The 26,306-nt window shown below is 43.5% G+C and carries 29 protein-coding genes and 2 pseudogenes; 22 read left to right on the top strand and 9 right to left on the bottom strand.

Annotated features, from left to right (window positions below):
• The first annotated feature begins 452 nt into the window (after positions 1–452).
• Positions 453–1,427, top strand: coding sequence for an alpha/beta fold hydrolase (locus DUL71_RS30045; protein ID WP_244228882.1), 975 nt, complete (start codon positions 453–455; stop codon positions 1,425–1,427).
• 1,503 nt (positions 1,428–2,930) lie between these two features.
• Here DUL71_RS30045 and DUL71_RS30035 read toward each other — a convergent pair.
• Positions 2,931–3,830, bottom strand: coding sequence for an SDR family oxidoreductase (locus DUL71_RS30035; RefSeq protein ID WP_114941520.1), 900 nt, complete (start codon positions 3,828–3,830; stop codon positions 2,931–2,933).
• A 319-nt stretch (positions 3,831–4,149) separates the two neighbouring features.
• Between DUL71_RS30035 and DUL71_RS30030 the strand changes: the two genes are divergently transcribed.
• The gene (locus tag DUL71_RS30030) at positions 4,150–4,626 is read left to right on the top strand and encodes a low affinity iron permease family protein (protein WP_114941519.1); all 477 of its coding nucleotides are present in this window, start codon (positions 4,150–4,152) and stop codon (positions 4,624–4,626) included.
• A gap of 7 nt (positions 4,627–4,633) precedes the next feature.
• The gene (locus tag DUL71_RS30025) at positions 4,634–4,921 is read left to right on the top strand and encodes a DUF2252 family protein (protein WP_114941518.1); all 288 of its coding nucleotides are present in this window, start codon (positions 4,634–4,636) and stop codon (positions 4,919–4,921) included.
• 96 nt (positions 4,922–5,017) lie between these two features.
• On the opposite strand, the gene DUL71_RS32135 is transcribed toward DUL71_RS30025, so the two are convergent.
• Complete coding sequence (locus DUL71_RS32135; protein ID WP_154402523.1) at positions 5,018–5,323, bottom strand: hypothetical protein; 306 nt, start codon at positions 5,321–5,323, stop codon at positions 5,018–5,020.
• Positions 5,324–5,674: 351 nt separating this feature from the next.
• Here DUL71_RS32135 and DUL71_RS32130 point away from each other — a divergent pair, with 351 nt between their 5' ends.
• The 12 genes and pseudogenes from DUL71_RS32130 to DUL71_RS29970 all read left to right on the top strand — a co-directional run bounded on the left by DUL71_RS32130 (position 5,675) and on the right by DUL71_RS29970 (position 12,116).
• A complete protein-coding gene (locus DUL71_RS32130; protein ID WP_154402522.1) occupies positions 5,675–5,824 on the top strand; it encodes a hypothetical protein in 150 nt (49 codons plus the stop codon).
• A 136-nt stretch (positions 5,825–5,960) separates the two neighbouring features.
• Positions 5,961–7,499, top strand: coding sequence for a PAS domain-containing protein (locus DUL71_RS30015; RefSeq protein ID WP_114941516.1), 1,539 nt, complete (start codon positions 5,961–5,963; stop codon positions 7,497–7,499).
• A gap of 545 nt (positions 7,500–8,044) precedes the next feature.
• The gene (locus tag DUL71_RS32600) at positions 8,045–8,194 is read left to right on the top strand and encodes a Ku protein (RefSeq protein WP_341867759.1); all 150 of its coding nucleotides are present in this window, start codon (positions 8,045–8,047) and stop codon (positions 8,192–8,194) included.
• Between the two features lie 98 nt (positions 8,195–8,292).
• Positions 8,293–8,634: pseudogene (locus DUL71_RS32595) on the top strand (non-homologous end joining protein Ku); the annotation flags it as partial.
• Between the two features lies 1 nt (position 8,635).
• Positions 8,636–8,977: a hypothetical protein gene (locus tag DUL71_RS30005; RefSeq protein WP_154402521.1), complete on the top strand. Its 342-nt coding sequence runs from the start codon at positions 8,636–8,638 to the stop codon at positions 8,975–8,977.
• A 26-nt stretch (positions 8,978–9,003) separates the two neighbouring features.
• Positions 9,004–9,234, top strand: a complete 231-nt coding sequence (locus DUL71_RS30000) for a hypothetical protein (RefSeq protein WP_114941514.1) — start codon at positions 9,004–9,006, stop codon at positions 9,232–9,234.
• Between the two features lie 29 nt (positions 9,235–9,263).
• A complete protein-coding gene (locus DUL71_RS29995) occupies positions 9,264–9,506 on the top strand; it encodes a hypothetical protein (protein WP_114941513.1) in 243 nt (80 codons plus the stop codon).
• Positions 9,507–9,510: 4 nt separating this feature from the next.
• On the top strand, positions 9,511–10,047 hold the full coding sequence (locus tag DUL71_RS29990) for a lipocalin family protein (RefSeq protein ID WP_114941512.1): 537 nt from the start codon (positions 9,511–9,513) through the stop codon (positions 10,045–10,047).
• 12 nt (positions 10,048–10,059) lie between these two features.
• Entirely contained in the window at positions 10,060–10,683 is a 624-nt protein-coding gene (locus DUL71_RS29985; protein WP_114941511.1) for a hypothetical protein, read from the top strand.
• A gap of 195 nt (positions 10,684–10,878) precedes the next feature.
• The gene (locus DUL71_RS29980) at positions 10,879–11,160 is read left to right on the top strand and encodes a circadian clock KaiB family protein (protein ID WP_114941510.1); all 282 of its coding nucleotides are present in this window, start codon (positions 10,879–10,881) and stop codon (positions 11,158–11,160) included.
• Positions 11,161–11,323: 163 nt separating this feature from the next.
• Positions 11,324–11,761 carry an Hsp20/alpha crystallin family protein gene (locus DUL71_RS29975; RefSeq protein ID WP_114941509.1) on the top strand — a complete coding sequence of 146 codons (438 nt, stop codon included), beginning with the start codon at positions 11,324–11,326 and terminating at the stop codon, positions 11,759–11,761.
• 61 nt (positions 11,762–11,822) lie between these two features.
• Entirely contained in the window at positions 11,823–12,116 is a 294-nt protein-coding gene (locus DUL71_RS29970; protein WP_114941508.1) for a hypothetical protein, read from the top strand.
• A 196-nt stretch (positions 12,117–12,312) separates the two neighbouring features.
• On the opposite strand, the gene DUL71_RS29960 is transcribed toward DUL71_RS29970, so the two are convergent.
• Both DUL71_RS29960 and DUL71_RS29955 read right to left on the bottom strand, forming a co-directional pair.
• On the bottom strand, positions 12,313–13,125 hold the full coding sequence (locus DUL71_RS29960; protein ID WP_244228880.1) for an HAD-IIA family hydrolase: 813 nt from the start codon (positions 13,123–13,125) through the stop codon (positions 12,313–12,315).
• 11 nt (positions 13,126–13,136) lie between these two features.
• Positions 13,137–13,430: a hypothetical protein gene (locus DUL71_RS29955; protein WP_114941505.1), complete on the bottom strand. Its 294-nt coding sequence runs from the start codon at positions 13,428–13,430 to the stop codon at positions 13,137–13,139.
• A 69-nt stretch (positions 13,431–13,499) separates the two neighbouring features.
• Here DUL71_RS29955 and DUL71_RS32745 point away from each other — a divergent pair, with 69 nt between their 5' ends.
• The 6 genes from DUL71_RS32745 to DUL71_RS29920 all read left to right on the top strand — a co-directional run bounded on the left by DUL71_RS32745 (position 13,500) and on the right by DUL71_RS29920 (position 18,590).
• Positions 13,500–13,823 carry an endonuclease/exonuclease/phosphatase family protein gene (locus tag DUL71_RS32745; RefSeq protein WP_341867757.1) on the top strand — a complete coding sequence of 108 codons (324 nt, stop codon included), beginning with the start codon at positions 13,500–13,502 and terminating at the stop codon, positions 13,821–13,823.
• A 45-nt stretch (positions 13,824–13,868) separates the two neighbouring features.
• Entirely contained in the window at positions 13,869–14,141 is a 273-nt protein-coding gene (locus DUL71_RS32740; RefSeq protein WP_341867756.1) for a hypothetical protein, read from the top strand.
• Positions 14,142–15,935: 1,794 nt separating this feature from the next.
• Entirely contained in the window at positions 15,936–16,385 is a 450-nt protein-coding gene (locus DUL71_RS29935; RefSeq protein WP_114941502.1) for a phosphatase PAP2 family protein, read from the top strand.
• A gap of 302 nt (positions 16,386–16,687) precedes the next feature.
• Positions 16,688–17,092 (top strand): response regulator, encoded by a 405-nt coding sequence (locus DUL71_RS29930; RefSeq protein ID WP_114941501.1) that lies wholly within the window; start codon positions 16,688–16,690, stop codon positions 17,090–17,092.
• 16 nt (positions 17,093–17,108) lie between these two features.
• Complete coding sequence (locus DUL71_RS29925; protein ID WP_114941500.1) at positions 17,109–17,474, top strand: response regulator; 366 nt, start codon at positions 17,109–17,111, stop codon at positions 17,472–17,474.
• A gap of 708 nt (positions 17,475–18,182) precedes the next feature.
• A complete protein-coding gene (locus DUL71_RS29920) occupies positions 18,183–18,590 on the top strand; it encodes a hypothetical protein (RefSeq protein ID WP_114941499.1) in 408 nt (135 codons plus the stop codon).
• A gap of 782 nt (positions 18,591–19,372) precedes the next feature.
• Here DUL71_RS29920 and DUL71_RS29910 read toward each other — a convergent pair.
• Positions 19,373–22,480, bottom strand: coding sequence for a PAS domain-containing protein (locus DUL71_RS29910; protein WP_114941497.1), 3,108 nt, complete (start codon positions 22,478–22,480; stop codon positions 19,373–19,375).
• 137 nt (positions 22,481–22,617) lie between these two features.
• Between DUL71_RS29910 and DUL71_RS29905 the strand changes: the two genes are divergently transcribed.
• Positions 22,618–22,974, top strand: coding sequence for a response regulator (locus DUL71_RS29905; RefSeq protein WP_114941496.1), 357 nt, complete (start codon positions 22,618–22,620; stop codon positions 22,972–22,974).
• A 172-nt stretch (positions 22,975–23,146) separates the two neighbouring features.
• Here the strand turns inward: DUL71_RS29905 and DUL71_RS29900 are convergent, their stop codons facing one another.
• The 4 genes and pseudogenes from DUL71_RS29900 to DUL71_RS32235 all read right to left on the bottom strand — a co-directional run.
• Entirely contained in the window at positions 23,147–23,326 is a 180-nt protein-coding gene (locus DUL71_RS29900) for a histone H1 (protein WP_114941622.1), read from the bottom strand.
• Between the two features lie 1,032 nt (positions 23,327–24,358).
• Positions 24,359–24,925, bottom strand: coding sequence for an alpha-amylase family glycosyl hydrolase (locus DUL71_RS32335; RefSeq protein WP_167443322.1), 567 nt, complete (start codon positions 24,923–24,925; stop codon positions 24,359–24,361).
• Positions 24,877–25,209, bottom strand: a complete 333-nt coding sequence (locus tag DUL71_RS32330) for an early set domain-containing protein (RefSeq protein ID WP_167443321.1) — start codon at positions 25,207–25,209, stop codon at positions 24,877–24,879. The genes DUL71_RS32335 and DUL71_RS32330 overlap by 49 nt, the downstream gene beginning before the upstream one ends.
• Positions 25,199–26,306: pseudogene (locus DUL71_RS32235) on the bottom strand (glycogen debranching protein GlgX); the annotation flags it as partial. The gene DUL71_RS32330 and the pseudogene DUL71_RS32235, both read right to left, overlap by 11 nt.

Genomic DNA, 26,306 nt, shown 5'->3' with positions numbered 1-26,306 from the left:
GCGGTCTGATTGCGTATGCGGCTTAAGGTCTCCGGATAAGATCCTTAAACATTCGCGCATTATAGGCATTTTCAGCCGCTGACGTGCAAATAGCAGCAACTCAATAACAATCAGGAAATAATCTGATCGAAATCATTTTGTTTCCTGAAACTAAGAAAACTACGCCATGGGAACGGCAGGCGTATCTCATCTCTATAAGTATTGGACTATAGGAAGACAACAAATAGTCACCCTGTTATTACACACTCAATTAACCGCAAAGCTTTACGACGACGTAAAGCTTTGCTTCGTTATGGATGGGCTTCCTCCATTGACTTTTATCAATAGTTTTTTTTTGCATAGGTCAATGTACAGGCGGTAAATCCTCGTCAATTTTGTCGTACACAAAACATAAAATTATGATATCAAATCCTTCGACCCACGTCTTTTTAAATAGCCGAAAAACCACTGTCTTGAAACTTTTGGCTGCCGTACTTATGATCGGCTCACCATTTACAACCTTTGCGCAAAAGCTTATAAGTTTTGATAAGAAGAAAGTTTCTGATGCAGCACTTGTTAGCAAACTACCAGGGTTTAAGAATGGTTATGCCAAAGTTAACGGAACCACTTTGCATTATGTCTCGGGCGGCAATGGCAAAACACTGGTCTTACTTCCCGGATGGCCGGAAACATGGTGGGAGTTCCATAAAATGATGCCCGCCCTCGCTAAAGACTATCATGTTATAGCAATAGATATACGCGGTATGGGATCGTCAAGTAAACCAACGTCAGGCTACGATAAAAAAACGATGGCACAGGACGTTTACGAACTATTACACTCCCTCGGTATTGAAAAAGCCTATATCGCCGGGCACGACATCGGCTCGATGGTTGCCTACAGCGTTGCAGAAAATCATCCTGATATGACGGAGAAGCTGATCCTAATGGATGTTCCGCATCCTGATCCTACATTTGCCGCTATCCCAATACTTCCTGCAAAGGGAACCAATACTGAAAAGCTGGATCCTTCAAAATCCTTTTTATGGTGGTTTGCTTTTAATTCGGTGGACCATATGCCCGAAGATCTGGTTGCCGGCAGGATGGCTATAGTACAGAAATATATCTTCAGGTACCTTTTAAAGAACGAAAGTGCTATCGGTCCGTTTGATAAAGCGGTATACAATACTGCCTATGACAGTAAAGATGGTATTCGTGCAGGCAACGGATGGTATAAAGCTTTTCCGCAGGACATTGAAGATTTCAAAACCTATCATAAAGTAGAAATGCCGGTACTGGCCATCGGCGGTGCCTTCTACGGTTATTTTCAATTCGTACTTCCCAATCATGCGGTAAACTATAAACTTGTCCAGGCAGAAGGCAGCGGCCATTTTATTCCCGAAGAGAAACCGGAAGAAGCCGTTAATTACATTAGAGAATTTCTCCGTTAATTCATCAATACATCTCGCGGCAGGTTACAAACTGCAATGCTGCCGCGAGATACTTTGGTTAATATCTCGGTCTCGTACCGCGATCATATGGTATACCGACACTACCTCCTTACACCATTGTCTATGCAGAAATTACCGACGCTATTTTGCCGCAATCTCGCACTGATTTGCTTCCGTTTTCGGCGGCCATCAACTTTCATCGACAGGAGGTCATTACATTTCTGCTGTTTAGAAATAAAAGGCCCTCCGGCTCCACGAAATCAGGTCTAACTGAGTAAAAAACGCTATAAATCGATGATTTATAGCGTTTTTTTTGTTTTTCAGTCTAAAAGAGTCTATAAAAATGCATGTTTCAGGAGACCTATTCAAGACCTGTTTGCACTTTTGTAAATTAGGTCTCGCAAAACTCCACAAAAAGCCTACAATCAATGTTTTGAAAAAATCGGCAAGGCAATTTGAAAGCAGTTTTTAACGTATTTTTTAACTATTTGGGAGACCTATTATGATTAAAAATTTTGCCCTTTCGTTTCAAGTATTCCGGAATGTAATCACATCGCTATCCGGCAATATCACACATAGATCAGGCTGTAAAAAAACTATAAAACTTTATCACTCTGGTCGTTGTTGCCTACTAGTTAAGTTTTTACTAATCAAAATTGTAAGATTATGTTTTTTCCTGTATTATTCACCCTCGGTGCTATATTTATAATTGTAGGTATAGTGGCCCGGATTTGATACACCGCTTTGGACTGAATAAATTCAGGATATTTAATCATCCAAGTACCGCTTGCCAAAAGTAACGATACAACCAGAAAGAATATCAGCGCCCATCGTTCAAGAAAATCAGGCTTTCTTAAGATAACTTCCTGACCTAACTCAGACCTTGAAGGATAGAATTTTGACGCAGCATTGCCTTTTTGTCGTCAACTGTTTGAAAATAGATTGATTTGTCTTCCATAATGGCTATGATCCAAGTTTAAGCTGATTTTTAACCAACTCGAAATATTTACCTTTCAATACAGTTAATTCTCCGTGTGGACCTTGTTCAGCCACTTCTCCTTGATGAAGGTCGATGATCTTATTGGCATTTCCGACTGTGCGCAGTCTATGTGCAACGATGACTACAGTTCGCCCATGAAAATTCACCGAGGTTTTCGACAATGACCTTCTCATTATTTGCATCAAGTGCGTTTGTTGCTTCGTCAAAGAAAAGATACGATCGATCTTTGTAAATTGCGCGGGCAATGAGGAGTCACTGCTTCTGCCCTTGGCTTAACCCTATCCCATCAGCGCCGAGCCTGCTACTGAATCCATTTGGATGAGACTCGATGAATACCGGTCGGCAAAGAAAACCGGTTCAGGTTCTATTGAGGTAAGTTATGTTACCAAATAAATATACTATTAAATGCGGCCCATATTCTGTAAAAGAGCCGCATTTAATATTAAAGTTTGCCTAGTGCTGCACAAATGTTGCATGTACAACGAGCAATACGGGTATTTTCTTTAGGGGTGCCCGTTACCACCTGCTGCACCATACACCTGTCCGGTAGCGTAGCTTGCTTCAGTATCTGCTAGCTGCACAAAGATCGACGCCAGTTCAGCAGGTTGCCCGGGACGTCCTAATGGCGTTACGGAACCGAATTTCTCAATTGCATCCTGTGGTTGGCCGCCGCTTACCTGAAGCGGTGTCCATACCGGTCCGGGTGCGACGCCATTCACGCGGATCCCTTTAGGGCCTAATTGCTTCGCCAACGACTTTACGAAAGCAACGTTTGCTGCCTTGGTTTGGGCGTAGTCGAAAAGATTTTCCGACGGATCATAGGCCTGAACAGAGGTGGTAACAATAATTGCGGAACCCTCCGGTAAGTGAAGTAGCGCAGCTTTAGTGATCCAGAACGGGGCGTAGATATTGGTTTTTATGGTGGCATCAAAACCTTCTTCGGTAATGTCCAATATCGAATCTACAGCCTGTTGCCTGCCCGCGTTGTTTACCAGGATATCCAGCCCGCCCAATTCGGCAACCGCTGTAGACACTAAGGTTTTGCAAAATTCGGGATCGGTGATATTGCCGGGGATAGCGACAGCTTTGCGCCCGGCCGCCTGTATCAACGCAATCACTTCGTCGGCGTCGCTTTGTTCTTCCGGCAGATAGTTGATAGCTACATCAGCACCTTCACGTGCGTAGGCAATTGCCGCTGCGCGGCCTATGCCGGAGTCACCGCCGGTAATCAGTGCTTTACGACCTTCAAGCCTTCCTGAACCCTTGTAGCTTTCTTCTCCATGATCTGGCAGCGGGTTCATTTTCGAAGCGAGGCCAGGTACTTCTTGCGGCTGCCTTTTAAAAGGTGGTGCAGGATATTTTCGCGCGGGATTTTGTAGTGTTTTGTGAGTTAGTTCTGACATGTTTTCCTGTTAGGTAATTTTTAATGTTATTAGTTAACAGGAGTTGACACCAAATTGTTGGCCGTTCGTGATTAAAGCGCTGAACATATCAATTGGTTTGATTAGCCCTTCTTCCTTTAACGCCAGTATCGACGAACCTATATAACTAATTTAATTACGAAAGTGCGTAACCCTGTTATTGCTGAAGCAACTTTGGACCAAACATCCCTAATAAATTCTCAGTTTCGGCATTTAGTTCAAACAATATCGGCAACAAACAAATTAATATGGATTTAACTTAGTTGGATAAGTTACTAACAAGCAAACGGCGATTTTAAAAATGAAAAACAAAAACTTTTTTGAGAAATTTTCAAATTGGGCTACGGCGGCTACGGGAAGCTCCGGCGCATTTATCGGAGCAATGGCGGTGATTGTCATTTGGGCGGTTACGGGCCCGATATTTAAGTATTCAGATACCTGGCAACTGGTGATTAATACGGGTACAACAATCGTAACTTTCCTTATGGTGTTTTTGATCCAGAAGGCACAGAACAAAGATTCGAAAGCGATTCATCTTAAATTAAATGAACTGGTTGCCTCACATGAGGGTGCGAGTAACAGGATGGTTAACCTGGAAGATCTCAATGAAGTTGAGTTGGATAAACTCCATAAGTTTTATATAACCCTATCCAAACTGGCGGAGAAGGAGGATGATATCACCTGTACGCATTCTATCGATGCTGCGGAAGAGAATCAGGTAATGAAGTCCAGCAATTTCAAAAAGCGTAAATCCTATACCCCAACCACTAAATCTTGATATCTCTATGTCCTTTATTTCTGAACGGCTTATTGCCTTCAATAAACCGTTGTTGCCGGATATGGTACAACTGAAATACCGTGGCATGGCTGAAAACGCATTTCGCTATTTCAGAGGGGCCTGCCACCAGTTTTATCAGGATCTTGAACAGGTGGAAGATTTTCCGGCCTCTTCGAATGTTTGGATTTGCGGTGACCTTTACCTGGAGAATTATGGAAGTTTTAAGGCTGATAATAAACTCGTTTATTTCGATTTAAACAATTTTGACCAAGCGATACTCGTACCGGCTCTTTAGGAGGTGGTCGGTTGGTCACAAGCATCTAATTGGTTTTGACAGCCAGAAGATAGAGGAAGAAAGGGCATCCAATATGGTGCGCCTGTTTTTAAAAACCTATGCTGCGCAACTGGCCAAGGAGAAAGCCACCAATATCGAGCCCAGAACGGCTAAAGGTATCGTTGAAAATTTTCTGCATTCCGCGGCGGTGAGCAAAATTCTGCACTGGTACAAAAACGTACGCCAAGGCGCAAGAAAAAACTGGTGCTGTCCTTCAGCGATGAGCGCCATTTCAAAATTGAAAAGCCCTTGAGCCTGAAGCTTATAGACCATATCCAGCTCTTGATCAATAAGAGCAACCATAGCCCCTAAAATTACAAAGTGAAAGGGACTGTTTTTCCGGCTGGCCGGTACTGGTAGCATAGGTGTAAAACGATATTTGTTTTTACTGAAGAGCATCCTTACTGAAGATAAATATCTTTTTTATTGATATGAAACAAAGCAGGCCATCGTCCCTTGCTCCATTCGTGAAAGTGAAACAACCTCAGTGGGATAACGACGCCGAGCGCATCACGGGCATACAGCCTGATGCAGGACCGGTCGGCGGCATTATTAAGCACTACAGTTTTTCGGGGTGAGCCGTTTGTTTTACAAGAGTTGTAGCCTGGTAAAGATTCTATTAAATTGAAGCTTCTCCGGGATCAGTACCTGGATATGTAGCAGAATATCGACGTATGGCTGTTTTAACAGCGTCCAGCCAGTTAAGAAGGGGGGATGGATGAATCGGCCATTATCGACGAATTGAAAGCTTTTAGCAAAAGGGAGGACTGGCAGAACACGATTGCTGGCTACGCTTTTGCCTATGCGCGTAAAATCAGGAAAGATTACCAACAATATTTAAGAGATTATGAACAAGGGCTATAAAACTGAAAATATCCTGAAATGAATCTTGATTGATCACATATTTTCCTACCCACAAGGTCTTGGGATAACGATTCGCAGTACAAAACCAACAGTCCCACCTTACGAAAATTCAAGCGCTCATTTTCAATCGAACAAGATGACCCGTTTACTCGTACAAGGTGTAAAACCTGGCAATTTGGAAAGGAAAAAAACCGAGCTGGAAAAGATTATGGCGTTCTCGCTCGATATGATCTGTACCATTAATGAAGACGGATGCTTTGTCAAAGTAAGTGCAGCTTCGGTTGCGGTTCTGGGTTACCAGCCGGACGAGTTAACGGGCACGCCGTATGTTCAATTCCTCTATCCGGATGACCGGGAGAGTACCGTCAATTGTGTCGAAGCGATTATGGCAGGCCGAATGGTCCACAACTTCGGGAACCGTTATATCTGTAAAGATGGCACTATCAGACCCATGCTTTGGTCCTCCAACTGGGACCCTGAGGAAAGAGTCATGTACTGTATCGCCCGCGATGGTAGCGCAAAAATACAGTCGGAAGCCTTGCGACGGTCTTTGGAGGAAAGTAACAAACGCTATGAATATGTATCCAAAGCTACGTCTGATGCTATCTGGGACTGGAATCTGGAGAAGAATACCTTATACTGGGGAGAAGGATTTACCACGGTATTCGGCTACAACCTTGACGAAATAGCAAGCGACATCAGTTCCTGGACGGGGTATGTACATCCGGACGATGCAGCGGCCGTTGTTAGCAGTGTTTACCAGCTCATTGATGGCGGCGAAACAAATTGGAAAAAAGAGTACCGGTATCAAAGAGCAGATGGCAGTTTCGCTGACGTAGTTGACCGTGGTTTCGTGATCCGTGATACATCGGGAAAGGCCATCAGAATGGTCGGCGCGATGCATGATATTTCCGAACGCAAGAAGTCACTTGCCGAGTTAAAGCAATTTGCAGACGACCTTTATAAACGGAACCGGGAACTGCAGCAGTTCGGATATGTGGTTTCCCACAACCTGCGTTTACCTGTGGCCAATATTATGGGTATCGCCAACCTGATGGAAGCCGATCGCGACAGCCCCGAAACCCTTGATCTATGTATCGGCAATCTGAAGGCTTCCGTGGGCAGTCTCGATGAAGTGATCCGGGACCTGAGTTCCATCCTGTCGGTGACCGACGGAAGTGCTGAAATCATTAAAGAGCATATCGATATCCTGGAGATCATCCATAAGGTGACAGCTGACCTGAATCAGTCCATAACAGAAACCCAGGCCTTGATACATGGGCCTGAAGGCTGTCATCTGCTGCATTCGCATAAGGCATACCTGTACAGCATTTTTTACAATTTAATCAGTAATGCCATCAAGTACAGGTCTGGGCAGGCCCCTACGGTTTTGATCACGGTGGATGATTCGCCGGAATCGCTGGTGATACGTTTAACTGATAACGGGATAGGTATCGATTTGCAGCGGCATCAGGATAACCTATTCAGGCCGTACACACGGTTTACCAACGAAAGAAAAGGAAAAGGCCTTGGCTTATTTTTGGTGAAGAGCCATGTGGAGGCATTGCAGGGCACTATCACGGTTCAAAGTGAACCGGGAAAAGGAACGAGTTTCGAGATTAAATTTTTGAAAGAAAAAGAATCCGAATCATCAACGGCCAAACCTATTGAATGATGACTACAGCCGAAGTAAAATTATAAAAGATTGTTAAGGAAGGTTTCAGGTTTCTTTAACTCCAATTTAGAGAGTTTATCGAACATTTTAGTTATGATAAGGTAAACCATTCAATCCAGATATTAGGTAATACGGCCGTACAGGCAAAACTTTTGCGCGATTAACTTCGACGTTTATAAATAAAGTTTGCATTGTTAAAATTACCTATTAGCCGTTAGCAACAAACCGGTGAACAAAATATTTATTAAATTAAAATGAAACCCAGTGTAACATCGGCTTTTAATCATTGGCTTATATTATGAGAATGGTGCGGTAAAAACACCGACAAGAAGAAAAACGCCCCAAACTCATATAATCAGATAGTTGGTCGGTTTAAACAGATCCCATTTGTTGATATAGATCAACCTCCGTTAAAACTTGGCAATTATATTTGTCAGGTATATTATCCCGACCAGCTGCCCACGAGCTGGCATTAACCGTGACCACGCGCATATCAAATTCCAGCGTGTGAACGAGAATACTAAAAGGAAGTACCTTACGATAAGATCGTTAAAGGTTATAAATACGATGATGATTATGGTATCATTGAGGATGCGGATTTTGAAGCGGCAGCCCCGGAAAAAAGCAAAGTGATCGACATTGAGAGCTTTGTGGACGTGGCCTCTGTCAATCCCATTTATTATGGGACGTTTTAATATACGGAGCCGGCTACCAAAAATAACAAGGCCTATGCTTCGTTGCAGCATTAAAGAAATCAGGTAAAGCGGGTTTAGCCCGTTTTGTTTTACGCAGCACGGAAAGCCTTTGTATAGTTCACCCGGTCGATGCCGCTATTGTTGTGACACGCATCCGTTTCGCGCAGCAGATTCGTGATCAGGAAGAGTTAAAACTGGACGACAAGATTTCGGTGAGCGATAAGGAATTGAAAATGGGTCTGGCCCTGATAGAGCAATATGCTGAGCCGCTGGACCTATCGAAGTACAAGGATGAATACCACACTGAGCTGATGAACATTATCGAGCAAAAAGCGAAAGGCAAACGCCCAACGATCAAGAAGCTTAAACCAAAAGCTGCAAAAAGCGACGATCTTTACGATCAGTTGATGAGCAGCTTGACCGCTAAAAAAGGTGCTTAAGATGATGAATCCGGTTCAAACGAGCATCCCGCAGCCAGATGGAAGCGACCGTTACGTATTAATCGAACCGATCCTGGAAAAGGATGGTGAACACGGCCTGCGTTCAACAGGTGTTTTCAAAATCTATAAAGACGCTTTTGGTGATGAAACGCATTTGTTTACCGAACCGACAGAAAGCGATGGGGCGATAAGTGATTTACCGGATTGGCAGAACCCAGACTATTTAGGCAAATTTCTGTTCGAAAATGGCAATGTACGGCAATTCGAGGGCGATGTTTTAAGCGTTGCCGAGCAGGCGTACCTCGCAGTTTTTATCGAAACTTTTCAGGAGCCGGATATTTAAATGCGTAAATTAGTGCCATGCTAACCATGGAACAATATCATGCGCTAAGTGAACCCGAAAAGGAGGATGCGATCAAACAGAGCAATTTTTTGGCGGACCGTGAAGAAAACGGCCTGATCGTACAACTGTACAGTCTTGGTAAGATCTATGGCGAGGTCCATTATGACCCCCTGGCTAAAAAGGTCTTGCGCTACCGGGCATTCGACGATATCGTGCAATTAGGGCCCTATCTGGCGCATATCCGTTTTAACCGCTAACAATTGGGGGTAAGTATTGTTACCCCTTTATGAAAAATCCATTTAAAAAAGAAGACCATACTGGCCTAATCGTCGGACTTGCCGTTGGTGTTACAGCGGGCATCGGCCTCGGTTGGTTATATCTTACCGATAAAGGCGCACAATACCGCAGGCAAATTACCCGTAAAGTAAAAGAGGCGGTAAGCGATACCGCAGCCGAGGTAATCGATAAAAAAACCATCATCCCTAAAAAAGCGGCGAAAATAGCAACGGACGCAGTGATCAAAGATTAATCGTATGAAAAGAGGCAAAGCATTGATTGGCGTTGCGGCAGCAGCATGGGTTGCCGGGATCGCCTACGCACTTTGGCCGAAGAAGAAAATTCCCGGCAGCGCAGTTGTCGACCCGTTTGACAAGGAAAGATATTTGGGTAAATGGAATGAAGTTGCCCGCCTGCCAAACCTTATTGAAAAGGACCTACATGACTTAACGGAAGAATATTCGTTAAACGAGGACGGAACGATCAAAGTGGTAACCCGCGCCTTTAACCCTGTCAAAAATAAAGCGGTAGAAGCTACGGGCACCATTAAATTTAAAAGCTCTCAAACGCGCGGCCAGTTGGAGGTCGCCTACTTCCTGCCGATCTACCTCGATTATAACATTCTGGATATCGATGACGATTATCAGTATGCTTTAGTTTCCGGCAGGGGATTGGATTACCTGTGGTTGTTGTCGCGCGAAAGCAGTATGCCCGAGGAAATGAAACAACGATTTTTGCAAAAGGCTATGAGCCTGGGCTTTGAGATCAGTGAACTGGAATGGATGGATTATTAAATACCAATAATTATGAAAACAGCGCTGGAACAATTGCCGCAGCAGAAGACCGGGCGGCAAACTGATTTTACCTACGAACAAAAGTTTGACACATTGGATGCCGCGCACAAAGCCTTCCACGCAGCCGCCGGGCGAATGCTGTCGGTGAACAATTGGCATGATTACGCGGGCGCCGGTTCGGCAGAGTTTACGCTATGCAATAACCAGGGTCAGGAATTAGAAGTGATGGCCGAAGAAGGTTTTTTTATCAGTATCGACCTGCCCGCTCCGGGGCCAGATGCCGGCGGCGGCGTCGAGTGGGTGCTGGTTGAGAAGCTGGCTTCCGAAGGCGGCGCGCATACGGCAGAGGAATATGTATTGATGACGTTGCGGCCGGTAGCCGATCCGCGCAAGGCGGCTGCGGAGATCGCACATTTCTACACTGATGAATCGACAAACACCTTTATTGTACGGCGCGACGGCCTGGTGTTAAGTGCAGGGGCTCACGGCAGGAACGAAACTCCGAATAATGAAGTGGTCGGCCTACATGACAAAATCCGCAATACGGCCATCGCACTGATGGCAAGGGTGGGATTGTCCGGCGGACAGTGGCAAAAACTGGTGAACGGTTTGATCGAGTACCAGGAAGCTATATAGCCCTTGGAATTGATTTTAATTTAGCTTTATCCCCGGCTGTGAAAACAATTCCGGGTTTATTTGTTTACTACCTACAGACTTTCCTATTTCGATAAGGTACCGTTTAAGTTTCCACTCTCTTACCCAGCACATGTTTATTTAGGCTAACCCGCATGAGCACCTTGCTTAGGTGCTGTCAAATAAATCATTTGAGCTATGAGCAGTGAAAAACACATTTTAACACTTTATATTGCGGGTCAAACCCAAAAAGCAGACCGCGCCATTGAAAATATCAATAAATATTATCAGGAGCATCTCCAGGATGGTTTTACACTGGAAGTCATCGACCTTAAAAAACATCCTGAATTAGCATCCAGTGAACAGATCATCGCTATTCCTACTTTAATTCGGAAACTTCCCGCACCTGTCCGGATATTGGTCGGCGATTTATCGGATAAGGAAAAGGTCCTGGTGGGGTTGAATATTAAACCGGCCTGAGCCCGATCACGGAAAAAATGACAGCAGCGCTGAAAACTTTTCATTCAAAATCTGCAAATTTTTCAGCGCTAACGGGTTGGCACAACCCTTGTAATAAGCCTTTTAAGTTTAATTAATTTTTTGTTCAATATTTTTTAAAGTAAAATTTAAAGGAGAAAAGGCCATGACCTTAGTTAAATTCAACAACAAAGCTAACAACACATTAATGCCAGGCTTTAATGATGTTTTCGATTCGATCTTCAATGACACTTTCTTCAGCGACCGCATGGTGGCCCGCGTACCTGCGGTAAACATTAGCGAAAGCGAGAACAACTATCATGTGGAGCTGGCTGCGCCGGGTCTAAGAAAAGAAGATTTCAAATTGAACCTGGAACGCAACCAGCTGAGCATTTCAGTGGAACAAAACGCCGACCACCAGGACAACCAAAAGAACTACAGCAAACGTGAATACAGCTATAGCTCATTTGTGCGTTCCTTCACCCTGCCTGAAAGCGCTGATCATGCCAATATCGAAGCTTCTTATACTGATGGTATCCTGCGTATCGATATTGCTAAACGTGAAGAAGCAAAAGCGGTTCGCCGTCAGATCGAGATCAAATAAGTGCTTAATAGTTTTCAACAAAGGGCTCCTGCTTGCAGGGGCTTTTTGAATTTTAGATGCTATGGAAACGCGATTTTATATCTTACTGAGCCTGAAAACACCGCAGGGTTTTTGCGACTATGGTCAATATTTTTTTGGCAATGATCGCCACAACGCCTATGAATTGTTCAGTCAACTGAAAGGCAGCGAAACAATCAAAGAAAATTGTCTCCTGCATATCGACCTGATGGAAACAGTCGATGAAATACCTGTAAAGATTAAGACAATTTGCTGTAACCTGGATGAACTGGCCTGTAACAGTAAGTTAATTGCGCGGGAAATATTTCGGCTTAAAAATTTGGAGGAAAAGATATGAGTAAGGTTGAACTATTTAGGTCACTGCTGTTTGCTGCACTGGTTTGCTTGCTGCTATGGGATGGGCTATCATGGATGACCGATCCTGTCCACCGCCTGCCTGCAGGGCATAAACAATTGCTGCTCACCGGGACGTTGCTGTGGTTTACGCTGGTGCTGTCTGGTAAGAATAGGGATGACGACTGGGCCAGTAGATTCTAATGTTTGGTCCACCACTTTAAAGGAAATTCGATCTTATCTACCGAGTTAACAACAAGATGTGGCCGGTAGCCGTATTTGATCAGTTGTTCCCTGTCTGCGATCCCGGAAAGCACGAGTACCGTTTTGAACCCCATATAGATACCGCCAATAATGTCGGTTTCCATTGTGTCGCCGATCACGGTCACATCTTCGGGCTTCAAACCCATATAAGCCGCCGCCGAACGCATCATGACAGGACTGGGCTTGCCGATCACAAAAGGTTCGCGCCCGCTTGCTTCTTCGATCATGGCCGCTGTCGCAGCAATACCCAGGTTGTTCCAACCTTCCCGGCGTGGCGACGGGTCACGGTTCGTGGCGATAAAGCGCGCGCCTGCCAGTATCATGTCAACCGCTTTGTGGACTCTATCTAAACTGAATTCCTGCCCCTCACCAAGAATAACCAAATCTGGCTTTTTATCCACTATGCGGATTCCTGCATTTTTCAGGCTTTTCAACAAACCGCCTTCACCTAAAACGTGCACGCTGCAATCCTTGTAATGTTCTGTCAGGAAGGTAGCGGTAGCCATTGCACTGGTATAAATATGTTTCTCGGTAACGTTGATGCCCAGCTTAGCCAATTTTTCTACAGCATCAGCGCGGCTCTTGGAGCTATTGTTGGACAGAAAGGTAAAGGGAACTTTATCCTTCAGCAGGCGTTTGACAAATACATCGGCTCCTTTTATCAGTTCTTCACCGGCGTATATAACACCATCCATATCAATCATTAATCCATGCTTCATAGCGTCTTTTTTTCGCTTCTTTAGTAACATTCATAATTTGGTTAGGAGGCCTGTTGTCGAAGATAACCGATCAGGTGTTCTTCCAGCAACTCAGCATTATAATCACTTTCCACAGCCAGTAGTGTAACGGTCAGTTCCACGTCGGTTACGGCTATGTTAAGGGCCGGGCCGTCGATGACTTCTGGAAATGAAATGTTGATTTCGTTGAAAACGTGTGCGTATTCAATAGCGAGGTTGGATCCTAGTTTGTTGTTGATATAATTTGCGAAACCAGTTTTTAACAAGTCAAACAGCTCTTCTGCGCTGAGTGGCTGAACGTTTTTGATAGTTGCCATAGATATACATAAGCACCAGGAGCAGATTAAGTTTTAACTCCGGCAACTATATTATGCCAGAGATGTTATATGCTTGTGAAAATAGCGACTTACAACATCAACGGTATTAATGGACGGCTGACCAATTTACTGCGTTGGCTGGCGGAAGCCAAGCCAGATATCGTTTGTTTGCAGGAATTAAAATGCGAAGATAACAGATTTCCGGAGCGGCCATTACTGGAAGCGGGTTACCACGCTATCTGGCAAGGTCAAAAAAGCTGGAACGGTGTAGCGATCTTATCTCGATATGGAGAAATCCAGGAAACCCGGCGGGGACTGGATGGCGACCCGGATGACACGCACAGCCGTTATATCAAAGCGTTCATCAACGGTGTTGTTATTGGCTGTTTATAGCTGCCGAACGGTAACCCATTTCCCGGCCGCAAATTCGATTATAAATTGAAGTGGATAAAGCGGCTGACGACGCACGGAAAAAAATTGCAGGGCTTTGGCTTACCTGTGGCGCTTATCGGTGACTTCAATATCATGCCAACCGATTTGGATACTTACAAGACGGAAAAATATGCCGATAATGCACTTTTCGTCCGGAAGCCCGGAAACTATGGAGGGCCCTGCTCAAAACAGGATGGACAGATGCCATCCGCTTCCTGTATCCCGACAAATGTATTTATACCTTTTGGGATTACCTGCGTAACGCTTTTGCGGGATTAAACTTCCGCCCCCTCAAACTAAGGTTTAGTTTGCCTGTTAAAATGGCATGGCAAAAAAGGTCATGATTTTTCTGGATTTATCAGGGTTCGCGGAGCAAGAGAGCATAATTTGAAAGACGTCAGTCTCGAAATTCCAAGAGACTCATTGGTTCTTCAAATGCAGGCATTAATGTTACGATCAGAGCAATTATACAGCCGGGCATCGCGCCCGGCTTTGTTTCCCTAATTAATTTAAACTGTATTTAACAAAAAAGATACGTGAACATCTATTGTATAAAAAAACATTGCAAAGATAGTTGAATTTAGCGCCGTTCGATGGATTAATTGGAAAAGAAAACGGCTTTGATTTTTCCAAAATCAATTGGCTTGGATAAAAAGGTTTCAACCCTTGGGTTCGCATGTGATTTAATGACATCCGTTTTGTTAATTGACGACGATAACACATAGATCGTACTTTTGTGCATCGGATCAATATTCAAACGGTCATGCTCATCCATGAATTGCCAGCCATCCATCATCGGCATTGCCAGATCGAGAAAATATAGTCTGGCAAAAGTTCGGCCCTTGTTACTTTAGGGCAGTAAGCTTTTCTATCGCTGCAAGCCCGTTTTTGCAGGTCTCAATAACAGGATGATCGAGCGTTTTTTTGATCATTAACTTAAAGATGACCGTATCGATTTCTGAATCTTCAATAAGTAGAATTCTGGGCTGATGGGAATCAAGCAGGCTGACATGCTTATGCCAGCCCGCCGGATCAATTTATTTAAGGGTACCTATCGTACGGTTTCTTCCCGAAAAGGTTGTTTAATAAGCAGGATTCTACGAGGCTACTAAGAAGAACATACCTGCGGATGAGATTTTTCGTATCACTATAGCCGTTTTATTAAGATGACGTATCTACCGTACGCCTGCTTTAACAATCGAGGACGCTATTTATTGCGTTAACCAGCTCGTCAATATCAGGTGGCTTGGGCATGTACGTGCCGGCACCCGCCTCCTTAGTCAGTACGGATATATTGCCATTTGCCGAAAAATACCACCGGGAAGTGCCGGGTTATGGGTGACCGTTTAAGCAGCCTTGTCACAACGATTCCACCTGTTTCCGGTATCGAGTCATCCATCGGTATCACATCAGGGTTTATTTGAAACCCGGTCTACTACACCCATGCAATCGGTGAATGTGATAATTCCATCTTCTCCTGTAGCTGTATATATTCTATTTATCTTCATCGTCGTCAAAGATCATGACTTTCCCGGATAGTTTAGTTATCATTCATATTTGTAGTATAGCCCATCTAATTTTATAAATGTGATAGCGTTCATTTGAAAAACAAAATGCAACTTGTTGGCATTTAAATTGGAAATTCCGATAATAACCTACCATACCTGTCAATGGAAAAATTTATCTATGTTATCATATTAATTTATAGGACCTTTAAGGTCTGTGCACAGGAAGTTCCTTCCGATACTTTAAAAAAAATAAATATTGGGGACACCCTAAAAAAAGATATTTTCACAACACCAAATACCGTAACATCTGCACAGCAAATCTATAGCGCTAATACCGCGGGCGGTATTGGGCGCTTATGGTGCAAGCTCCTTCGCATTCCATCCACCGAGAAGATTAGATCGCTCCGTATATAAAGAAGCAGGTGAGCATAACTTCGCCGCCAGGAGCCACATCCAAATTATCTGCAATATGCTCCTCCTGTCTGGTCTACCGGCTGAATCTTGCTGTTATCCATGGAAAGAACCCATTTGTAGACCGCACTTCGATACATGTCATGGCTAGGGCATGCTAAATATAACTACACTTTACATTATCAAACGTAAAGCATATGTTAGCCAGATAATACTGATTATAATTCATTTCCCCTCTGGCCATACCTGCAGCTCCTTTGCCGGCGCTGAATTTAGGTCCCAGGAACTGGGTGATAGATCCGCTACTTACAGTGTGGTCAGATACGCGTTCGCGACTACCACAAAGGTATTCAGGGTATATCATACAGACCATTGGCTCAGCGATGTCATAGCTGGCGCGGGGTTTGGGATCCTATCAACAAAAGCAGCACACTTGTTATATCCTAATATTCGCAATAACCTGTTTAAGGCAGGCCGCGAAAAGGAACAAAACAGAAACCGGCCCCATGACATGAAAAGTAAGAAAAAGGAAAATAACGGATCTATCTTGTTTCCCTCGTTTGGGAACGGAGCACTGGTACTGCAATTCGTTATGTCATTGTAATTAAAGATTAAAGGTTGGACAAGACTAACCTGAGACTCTTCATTTAGGTTTAATTGTTTTTCCTCTTACGGAAAGCGAATTGTTTCATTGATATGGACGGGCGGTATGCTGCAATGTCCGATTGCAAAGGATACTATATGCTTCAAGTTTAATTCAAAATTGGTTCGGCAAAGTTTAATTGACGTTTCTTTTCTCCGAAAGCCCGACGTATTTTCCTAATGGACAAACCCATAATTGAATCTACCTCAAACAACGAAATTTTATCTGAAACATAAGTTAAAAAATTTCGTTTTAGGAAACTGATGGACTTTACCGAATACAACCCCAAGATTCTGTTAATTGACGATGCGAAACTGGACACAACTATTTTTAAGTTGGTCATCAGGAAGGTATTGGGAAAGGCGGAAGTCAGCATTTGTGAGAACGGAAAAGTAGCAATTGAGTTTTTGCAAGGCCTAACTGTAAATGAACCCGAAAAGCTTCCCGATTTCATATTCCTTGATCTTCGGATGCCTGTTATGAACGGTTGGGAGTTTCTTAAAAAATATGAGTCGCTAAAAATTGATCCGCTGCACAAAAGCAAGATCTATATTCTCTCATCATCTGTCGATCAGACAGACGTCGAAAAGTCTATTGCTAATCCCAGGGTCAAAGACTTTTTGTCAAAACCAATACATATGGGCAAGTTACAATCCATTTTAAAATAGTCCTGGAAATACAGTTATGCAAATAAAAATTCTTGTAATTGAAGATGACGCCGACATTCTTTATGCTTTAGAACAAACCCTTATAATGAATGGGTTTTCGGTGCTGGGATTAGAGGATGGTGACAACATCATTGCAAAAATCATTGACTTCCGTCCTGACCTGGTCTTATCAGATTACATGCTCCCCGGCATTAACGGCGGACAAATATGTAACTTGATTAAAAGCACCGCCGATATTTGTCAGATCCCGGTCATACTGATGTCCGCCTACCATAAAACTGCTATAGCATTAGCGAATTTTAAATATGATGACTATTTGCCTAAACCCTTTGAGAATAAAGTACTCTTGAAGCAAATAAATAAGCTGATCCAAGGTTCTTAGTAAAAGTTGCGCCAATTAGCATCAAAAGTCACCAGGAATTCAGATCCATATTTTACTTAAAGAAAGAATTATATGCCATAACTTTGGATCCTACAGCAGGCAATCGGCCGCTTCGTGATAATGTTTTAGGGACCAAAATCGATGCGCAAGGCATTGACTTTGGTATAGTTGTTATGGCGAGTCCAAAATTTATAATATCCTAACGACGATCTTTTGCGTTTGGTCCGAGGGGTACAAATTAATTCTATAATTCAGGTTAGATTAGTTTATAAGTGTCTGGGGGCTTCGCACAGCGGGGCGGCACAATTAGAACGCCAGTCTGGCTTTAAAAGTTGCTCAAAGACTTTTATGACCCCATATATATTCCTGCTTATCCCGATTTTAATTGTATATCCGAGGGCTTGATAACCTTAAAGACCTAATCCTTCTTTTTCGCCCTCTGCTTCTTTTGAACTAAACAAAGTCAGAAATAAATAATCAAAAAATTAGAATACAAGCTGCCTGTCATTCCTTATTTTTTCGACAACTTCAAATTTCCAAAAAAAATTTCAGTTGTTAGATCACTAATGCTTTTTTGCCAAACACTTACTGATAGGTTTATTTAATATCTTGTAAGCCCAAAGCACGTCGCCTTATCACCGGCCGTGTCTAAAATATTCGATCATATCTATTTTAGAAGAATAACTTAAACAACCATTATACAAAATAATGCGGCCTAAAATCCTGTTACATAATGACGCCAGCGTTTTTGCGGGGCAAATCTTTTTATGCATTCACCCTGGGGGAATAGCTACAAATGCGAAAGTGATTAATGAGTACTTCAAAATCAGGAGCCGGCAACCACCTTTAACCCCTGGAGCGGAAGGCTTATTGTTTGCTCAATTAGGTAAATTTTTTATGCTTTCGATCGCAAGGAAATCAGAACCTATGATGATTCTTGTAAATCATCAATTGGTTACCCTAGAGGAATTCGAGACTTATATAATCTCAATCGAAGGCACGATGGTAATAATTCATGAATTACTGAAAGCGTTCAATGCAGCACAATTAAATTTCCATCATTTTATAGATGATTTCGAGGTTTCGGAAGTGGCAAGCCAGAACCTTAATTGCTGATACAAAGTCCAATTGGATCCATAGCGAATATATTGGAAAATGAAGCTCGGTGGAAATAGATGGAGTTCTCACTTCAAAGTTCCTTCGGATTAACCTAAAAAGCAAACTTATTTTTTAAAATTGGTATGATCCGGTTTTACGAATAAATAATCAGCTATACACAAAGAGTTAAAAGCCTTTTAACACCTTCAAATTGGGCGAGGTTGCGCATCCGGGTTCAATTGCCTTTTATAACTTTATCCAAGTAGAGGAATTATTTCAATATCAGCTTTCTTATGGTATTGCGTGAATCGGTAAAATACAACGTACTTTCATCTTTGATTATGCCAGATTAAACGCCAAAACGCTGACACCATTTCCAATCCCATCGTGTCCGTCATTGTTAGCGGTTCCAACGGGGCGATAGAGTTTATTTTCTGATATGCCAAAGATATTGCCACCTGAAGAAACGTACATGGTGTGGCTATATTTGTTAGTAATTATATCTTTTATAGGCGAGTCGAAGTAAAAGTTTGTAAAAAGCTGCTTGAGCAAGCCAGATGGTGTTAGCTTATAAATATAATTGTCATTAACAACCAAGTATTTGATATTGTCATATCAACGAATATTGTTAAAATGATGGGTGTGCATGAATTCATATCTCCTGTGAACGCTGACGGAGGAAAGCTTTGAGCGTTTTGTTCTTGCCAATGTTGATGCTCCAAGTCCAGTAAATCTCATCAGGCAGCTCGTTAAGTTTTTAGATACCAAAGGTGTAGGCATCTTATGTCATCGCTGGCATTCTACAGCGGAAGGGCAAAGCTAAAGGTCGAACCTTTTCCTTCCTCACTTTCTACCCATATTCTGCCTTCATGCCGCCCGATAATTTCGGCACTTAGGTAAAGTCCGATGCCAAATCCTGAAATATGGCTCGTCCGGTTGCTTTCAACACGGTAATAACGTTCAAATAACCGCTCCTTATCAGCATCACTGATGCCTATGCCATAATCGCGTACAGAGACAATAATGTTATTTTCACTTTGAAACGCAGATATTTCAATGCTGCTTCCCCTGGATGAATATTTGACAGCATTACTCAGAAAATTAGAAACTACCGAACTAATCTTTTCCCGGTCCGCGTCGATCATTAACTCACCCTCCGCCTGCAAGATGAATTCGTGCCCGGTAACCGTTAGTTTTGTTTCATAAATCACTTCGGTGATCACATTAACCAAATCAAAGATGCTTTTGCGTATCTCCAGCTTGCCGTTTTCCAGCCTGGAAATATTGAGGAACCCATTGATCATGTTTTCCATCTTTCTTATTTGCAAGTTTGACGTTTCCAGTGCTCCTTTGAGAAATTTATCTTGACTGAATTCCAATTTACGGGAGGACACTTGCAAAAGGGCCTTTAATGACGTCAGCGGCGTTTTCAATTCATGACTAACAATACCGATAAAATCATTCTTACGCTGCTCATCTTTTTTTTGTTCGGTTATATCCAGCAGAATACCACTAAAGCGTATCGGCTCCTTCAACTCGTTAAAAAATGCTTTTCCTTTCGCCCGGACAGCTTTTTTGGTACCATCCAGGGGATGTATGATCGTATATTCGACATCGTAGTTCCCGCCGGAAGTTTGATCCATGGCCCGACTGATCTCTTCCATCACACGCTGCCGGTCTTCCTCCGCTATTGAGCTGGTTGCAACCGAGAGTGCGATGTCCTCATCCGGTTGAAGGCCAAACCATGCTTTCGTCATGGCATTAGCTGAAAAATGCCCGGTTTGAGGATTAAGGTCCCATGTACCCAAGGCTGCCGCGTCAATTGCCAGCTGTAATTCATTCTGACTTATTTTAAGATTATCGTTAAGCTTTGCCAATTCATAATTCACTTTTGCCTGTTCTTCGTTCGCTGCTGTCAGCTCCTCATTGGTAGCAGCGAGCTCTTCATTTAATTGTTGGACAGAAAAGCGTGCGCTTACCTGTGCAGTCACATCGACCGCTGTTATTATAATACCAATAGTGTTTGCGGAAACGTCAGTATAAGGCTGATAGACAAAATCAATGTATACATTTTCGATTTCACCATTTCTTTCGAGTAGGACCAGACGCTCACGCGCCTCGATAGTTTCGCTGTACTCGAATACTGATTCAAGCAATTCTTCCAACCCCTGACCTGTCGCTTCCGGCAAGGCCCGGAAAAGTGGCATGTTCATCACGGCGGCCCTGTTTTTGCCCCAGATTTCGATCATCCGGTCATTCGCAACATCAATCCGGTAGTCAGCGCCGAACAGGATACATTTGGCCACCGGTGATTTCATAATGATATTGAAAAGGTTTTTCTGGCTGTTTTCAACCTCCATTTTTGCATTCATTAACCCGGTTACATCAGCCGCTGTATTCATGACACCATAAACCTCACCACTCTTGTCAAAAAGCGGTGTAAAATCGTAATTGAAATAAAAAGGCTGCAATACGCCGTCAACCACCAGGTCGACTCGCTGCTGAACTGCATGGAAAGCTATGCCCGTTGTGTATACCTGATCGAGTTGCTCATAGATGCCGGTTTCCGCAAGCTCGGGCAAAGCCTCGCTGTAAGTTTTGCCGACTACGTCTGGACCTTTGCCCCAAACATCAATGAGTGACTGATTAACCATTTCCACCCGCATTTCCCGTCCGGTATAAACCCCGATAGGAAATGGGGCGCTTTGAACGAGGCTGCGCATCTTTTGCTCCATAACAGCCAGTTCTTTGATTGTCTTTTCGAGATCATCTTTGCTATATATCAACTCTTCATTGGCCGAGGAAAGCTCCTCATTAATGGCGGTAAGTTCCTCGTTTAACGCCTGTTGCTCGCCTTCGCTCTTTGTCAATTCTTTCGTCCGTTGTATGACGCGTTCTTCCAGCTGCCCATTAATCAATGAAAGTTCGTCCTGTGCCTGTTTAAGCTCTTCGTTAATGCTGGTAAGTTCTTCATTAGTGGCTGCCAATTCCTCATTACTGGAGGCGAGTTCCACACTTGACAAGCGTTGCAATTCAATAGCTTCATTGAGGCGCTGATGACCACTTTGAAGTTCCTGCCCGCGTTGTTCGGCAAGCTTTCGGGCCATTACTAATTCTGTCACCTCATATTTGAAGCTAAGCACCGCGTAGATCTGTCCGTTCGAATCATGTAAGGCCTGATATACGACGTTGAAATAATGATCAATTAACTGGCCACCAACTTCGTCTGCAAGTACTACGTGCATTTCGTTCTGGGCGAACTGTTCCCCTGTCCGGTAAACCTTGTTCACTATATCCCATACTGGCTTGCCGGAGATCTCCGGGAGCGCAGCAAGAAGTGGCATTCCCAACACATTTCTGTTAGGAAATAACTCGCTTTGATATCGCGGATTAATGTAAGAAAAAGTCAGATCAGGTCCGCTAACGATGGCGATCTGGGCAGGAACTGCATGGAAAAGCATATCCATCTCATTCTTCAGCTGCTCGGTTCTACGTAAAACAGCTTCCGGACCCGGTGCCTGTTGCAATACCTGTAACAGGTAAATGATTTCTTTCTTGACGCTCAAGAAAGGTTTATTGGTCAACTGCCAATAGTTCTCTGCCGCTTCGCCAACGTTGCCGGTTTCGAAGTCATAGCGAAGCAAAGGAACCGTATGTGTCTTTTTGGTGGTGAGTGCCTGACTCAAGGATGCCCTAACGATGGCTTCCTGTACTTCAGACAGCTGATCAAACAATTCGAAGAGATTTTTACCACGAACCGCGTGAAGGTCTTTACCGATTAGCTCCAGGTATTCAGTGCTGGCTGTGATCACCCGAAAATCGGGGGATAGCAGTATACAGCAGATCGGCAGGGTTTCGTATATGTACAAAGCAGCCGGTGATAATTCCGGTTGTTCTAAATGGTCCATGAATGATACGGGATGAAGTTGATTAACAAGAATACAAATAAATCGCCAAAACGTTTGGATTTTATCCTAAAAGGAAAAATATTCAATTAGATTATTTGCTTTTGTATCTTCGTCTCGTAAGAAAAGGCATATCCCTAATGACCCCAAAACATATTCTGCTTATTGAAGACAGCAATGCTATTGCTGACATTGTTTGCGCCCTTCTGGAGGAGCAAAATTATAAGGTGACACATATTCCTCATCAGCCAGTCGAAACGCTTGCAGCTTTTAATTGCCATTTAATTGTTCTTGATGAATGGCTTAACGCACGGCAAAGCCATATGTATTGTCTTGAGATCAAAGCACTCCGCGACCTCCAACATATCCCAGTAATTATCTTTTCTACGGCATTGGACATTGAAGAGATCAGATCGCGATGCGGAGCAGATGGTTCTGTCCGCAAGCCTTTTGATGTCGATGAGCTGATCAATGAGGTACGCCGCTGTTGTCCCTGATTATTTGAATTATTAGGCGTACTAACAAAGCCTACCACGAACTATTGTGAAGACTATTAGCTGTACATTCATTAGACAACTTTTATTATTTTGATCCCTGATCGATTAACCGAAGTATAGTTGAATAACAACTAATTAAAGAGGCCAATATAGCGGGTCTCTTGCTAATTTACTAATGTGCGGCGTTTTTCTTTTCGGTAACATCTTTACGCAAATCCGTTGCGATGACCTTGATTTGCTGTAACGCGTTGCGAAGGCGTGTTCCTGCTGCCTTGTTGTTTTTCTCATAAAACGCGGTTCCCTCTTTTTCCGCGGTCTCTACTAATGCTTTAAGTTTGGCTAATTTTTCCATTTGTATGTTTTTAATTGGTGAAGCGCAGTGCGCAAGCTTCAAATATAGTATTTTGTTTAAACCCAAAATCTACGCTTCCTTTCTCCCGTTCTTAGCAAAAACTTATTGGCTGTTACAGGATTCTACAGTTATCTTCGGAAATGCCAATACTCGGTCGCTCAAGCAATTTTACTGAATTCTTTTTTCGTTTAAGGGTCGCTCTATTGCCTATTTATACCTAAGTCGAATAATTATCTGGCGATATATATTGGCTTGTTTTTCTGATAGTTAATGTAGGGATTTAACATATAAAACCATTGGCAATTAAAATATTCTTCGCTTTGAATTTGATTTCCAACTTTTCTATCCTGAATGTAATGGGCCTTGGATTATTATTATGGAAAAGCCCTTAAATATTCCGCAAACAGACGATCCGGTTAATTTTAAAATCAAAGATTATTTTTAGGATAAAAAGGTGATCAGGAAGTTTTAAGACCTGGAGGATGGGAATGTTTTCTATGCGCAGCGCCTGCAAACTACATATGGTAAAGACACCATTGAGGTTATTGTTGTTATTTATGAAGAGAATATATTCAAAGAAATTTTTCCCCAATATACGCGGGAAAGCCTTTTTTAATTTAGAAATGCGATTGTGTTATAAGGCTTAATGGATATGCGAACGTTTTACTTTATAATGAGTTTTACAAATTTTGCATCCCATGATGAACCCGGCCTTTCCCAAACCAAGGTTTAACACAATCTACATATTGTTCTGCCCAACAGGGTCGGTCCCAAATGTTTTTTGGCGATCTTCAGAATAGCGGCCGTGGTATACGTAAGCATGTTCAAATGCGGCGCCGAGATCTTCAATGCCATGAAAGTCACCATAATAGCCCTCTCGCTTACCACCTGCACTAATCCGCAACGCGTGATGGAACTCATCAATTCATTGACTGTCCAGTCCGTACCCCCCCTCTTTGAGCGGATCGATAAAACGGTGATCGTTCAAGTCGCATTCCGCGATCAGGTAATGTGACTTCCCGGTACATTGCTTCAATCATTGAGCGCAAGTGTTAATTCTTTCAGCACGTGTACAGGGCTGAAATCTTTAATGGCATGAACAGCATCCAATTCCAAGGCATCGACATGGAAATCACGGCACCACATCAGTGCGTTTTCAATGAAATAGCGCCTAACCTCGTCACAGCCTGCATCATCGAAATTGATGGCATTTGCCCAGGGCGTTTTGTATTTTTCTGTAAAAAAGGAATCAGATTTTTCGAAGTAATTACCCTCAGGACCTATATGGTTATAGACTATATCCAAAATCACGGCAAGGCCTTTCCTGTGACATTGATCAACGAGTTGCTGCAGCGCAGCCGGGCCGCCATAGGAATTATGTACGGTATAAGGAAAAACGCCATCATAACCCCAGTTGCGATCACCGGGAAACTGTGCGACAGGCATGAGCTCGATGGCTGTGATACCCAGGGCAGCCAAATAATCTAATTTTTTCGCGATACCATCAAATGTCCCCTCAGGTGTAAATGTGCCGGTATGCAGCTCATAGATCAGGTAGTATTGTAGCGGGATATTGTCCCAGCGCGCTGATCCGTCCATTTCATACCCGATACATCGAACGCGGACGAGGCTCCGTGTACACCGTCCGGCTGGTACAGAGAATGAATGTCAGGCCATGTTTCACCGTCGATGACCACGTGAGAATTCATTCCGGGGCGAAGTTCTCCGGTACGCATTTGCCAATAGCCGCGCGTTTTTTGCTCAAGTAACAGATCGTTGCCGGTATCCGGGCGAATTGATACCTGCTCTGCCTGCGGCACCCATAGCAAAATCTCGGCTATGCCGGCTTCAAAATTTACGCCTAAAGTCCTTCTATTCATCATCACCCTGATTTTGTCTTATTGTATCGTCTTTTAACAATACCACAGACCGGCCTTCAACATGAACCGTTTCCTGCGGTTTATAAATCCGGTCCGGGGCTGTATCGGAAGTGCTCGTGTCGAGGACGACCTTCCATTGCCTGCCATAAGTTTCATGGGGAAGTTTATAATCTAATCCCAGGTCATGCGCGTTAAAGACCAGGTAAAAAGTATCGTCCACAACTTGTTTACCATCGGAACCGACGCCATGAATTCCATTGCCGTTGAGATATATGGCCACAGACTTTGCGTAGTTCTGTTGCCAGTGGCTTTCTTCCATCTGTGTTCCGTCCGGAAGGAACCAGGCTATATCTTCTATGTTCGATTCATTAAAAGCAACGCCTTTGAACCATTCTTTTCTGGAAAAAACGGAGTGGCTGTTCCGTAAGCTGATCAGTTTTCTGGTGAATTCCAGGAGTTCATGATCTGCAGATTCCCAGTTGATCCAGGAGATTTCGTTGTCCTGGCAATAAGCATTGTTATTACCTTGCTGGGTACGGCTGATTTCGTCACCCGCGACGAGCATGGGCACGCCCTGGGACAGGAAGAGCGTAGTCAAGAGATTTCTTTTTTGACGCTGCCTTAAACTGATAATGTCCGGATCGTCAGTTGGTCCCTCGGCGCCGCAATTCCAGGACCTGTTGTGGCTTTCCCCATCTTTATTACCTTCCCCGTTAGCTTCGTTGTGTTTTTCATTATAGGATACAAGGTCGTTAAGCGTAAAGCCATCATGCGCGGTAATGAAATTGATACTGGCCGTAGGGCGGCGGTAATCTTTATAAAGGTCAGCGCTGCCTGTTACGCGGTCCGCGAACTCTGGTAGGGTATTCTCCGAGCCGCTCCAGTAGTCCCTTATGCAATCGCGATACTTTCCGTTCCATTCCGCCCAGCCCGGAGGAAACTTACCTACCTGGTAACCGCCTTCACCAACGTCCCATGGCTCGGCTATCAGTTTGACTTGTGATATTACCGGATCCTGGTGAATGATGTCGAAAAATGCGCCCAGGCGGTTTACTTCATGTAGCTCGCGTGCGAGGGTGGCCGCCAGATCGAACCTGAAA

The organism is Mucilaginibacter endophyticus, from assembly GCF_003351025.1.
GTDB lineage: Bacteria > Bacteroidota > Bacteroidia > Sphingobacteriales > Sphingobacteriaceae > Mucilaginibacter > Mucilaginibacter endophyticus.
The sequence above is the reverse complement of the archived record's forward strand: the minus strand, read 5'-3'. Positions and strand labels throughout refer to the sequence as shown.

What these genes read in the sequence shown, in the direction of transcription:
- DUL71_RS30035 (WP_114941520.1), bottom strand. Translation starts at nt 3,830, where the DNA reads ATGTCAGAACTAACTCACAAAACACTACAAAATCCCGCGCGAAAATAT.
- DUL71_RS30030 (WP_114941519.1), top strand. Translation starts at nt 4,150, where the DNA reads ATGAAAAACAAAAACTTTTTTGAGAAATTTTCAAATTGGGCTACGGCG.
- DUL71_RS30025 (WP_114941518.1), top strand. Translation starts at nt 4,634, where the DNA reads ATGTCCTTTATTTCTGAACGGCTTATTGCCTTCAATAAACCGTTGTTG.
- DUL71_RS32135 (WP_154402523.1), bottom strand. Translation starts at nt 5,323, where the DNA reads ATGCTACCAGTACCGGCCAGCCGGAAAAACAGTCCCTTTCACTTTGTA.
- DUL71_RS32130 (WP_154402522.1), top strand. Translation starts at nt 5,675, where the DNA reads ATGGATGAATCGGCCATTATCGACGAATTGAAAGCTTTTAGCAAAAGG.
- DUL71_RS30015 (WP_114941516.1), top strand. Translation starts at nt 5,961, where the DNA reads ATGACCCGTTTACTCGTACAAGGTGTAAAACCTGGCAATTTGGAAAGG.
- DUL71_RS30005 (WP_154402521.1), top strand. Translation starts at nt 8,636, where the DNA reads ATGATGAATCCGGTTCAAACGAGCATCCCGCAGCCAGATGGAAGCGAC.
- DUL71_RS30000 (WP_114941514.1), top strand. Translation starts at nt 9,004, where the DNA reads ATGGAACAATATCATGCGCTAAGTGAACCCGAAAAGGAGGATGCGATC.
- DUL71_RS29995 (WP_114941513.1), top strand. Translation starts at nt 9,264, where the DNA reads ATGAAAAATCCATTTAAAAAAGAAGACCATACTGGCCTAATCGTCGGA.
- DUL71_RS29990 (WP_114941512.1), top strand. Translation starts at nt 9,511, where the DNA reads ATGAAAAGAGGCAAAGCATTGATTGGCGTTGCGGCAGCAGCATGGGTT.
- DUL71_RS29985 (WP_114941511.1), top strand. Translation starts at nt 10,060, where the DNA reads ATGAAAACAGCGCTGGAACAATTGCCGCAGCAGAAGACCGGGCGGCAA.
- DUL71_RS29980 (WP_114941510.1), top strand. Translation starts at nt 10,879, where the DNA reads ATGAGCAGTGAAAAACACATTTTAACACTTTATATTGCGGGTCAAACC.
- DUL71_RS29975 (WP_114941509.1), top strand. Translation starts at nt 11,324, where the DNA reads ATGACCTTAGTTAAATTCAACAACAAAGCTAACAACACATTAATGCCA.
- DUL71_RS29970 (WP_114941508.1), top strand. Translation starts at nt 11,823, where the DNA reads ATGGAAACGCGATTTTATATCTTACTGAGCCTGAAAACACCGCAGGGT.
- DUL71_RS29960 (WP_244228880.1), bottom strand. Translation starts at nt 13,125, where the DNA reads ATGTTACTAAAGAAGCGAAAAAAAGACGCTATGAAGCATGGATTAATG.
- DUL71_RS29955 (WP_114941505.1), bottom strand. Translation starts at nt 13,430, where the DNA reads ATGGCAACTATCAAAAACGTTCAGCCACTCAGCGCAGAAGAGCTGTTT.
- DUL71_RS32745 (WP_341867757.1), top strand. Translation starts at nt 13,500, where the DNA reads ATGCTTGTGAAAATAGCGACTTACAACATCAACGGTATTAATGGACGG.
- DUL71_RS29935 (WP_114941502.1), top strand. Translation starts at nt 15,936, where the DNA reads ATGCTAAATATAACTACACTTTACATTATCAAACGTAAAGCATATGTT.
- DUL71_RS29930 (WP_114941501.1), top strand. Translation starts at nt 16,688, where the DNA reads ATGGACTTTACCGAATACAACCCCAAGATTCTGTTAATTGACGATGCG.
- DUL71_RS29925 (WP_114941500.1), top strand. Translation starts at nt 17,109, where the DNA reads ATGCAAATAAAAATTCTTGTAATTGAAGATGACGCCGACATTCTTTAT.
- DUL71_RS29920 (WP_114941499.1), top strand. Translation starts at nt 18,183, where the DNA reads ATGCGGCCTAAAATCCTGTTACATAATGACGCCAGCGTTTTTGCGGGG.
- DUL71_RS29910 (WP_114941497.1), bottom strand. Translation starts at nt 22,480, where the DNA reads ATGGACCATTTAGAACAACCGGAATTATCACCGGCTGCTTTGTACATA.
- DUL71_RS29905 (WP_114941496.1), top strand. Translation starts at nt 22,618, where the DNA reads ATGACCCCAAAACATATTCTGCTTATTGAAGACAGCAATGCTATTGCT.
- DUL71_RS29900 (WP_114941622.1), bottom strand. Translation starts at nt 23,326, where the DNA reads ATGGAAAAATTAGCCAAACTTAAAGCATTAGTAGAGACCGCGGAAAAA.
- DUL71_RS32335 (WP_167443322.1), bottom strand. Translation starts at nt 24,925, where the DNA reads ATGGACGGATCAGCGCGCTGGGACAATATCCCGCTACAATACTACCTG.
- DUL71_RS32330 (WP_167443321.1), bottom strand. Translation starts at nt 25,209, where the DNA reads ATGATGAATAGAAGGACTTTAGGCGTAAATTTTGAAGCCGGCATAGCC.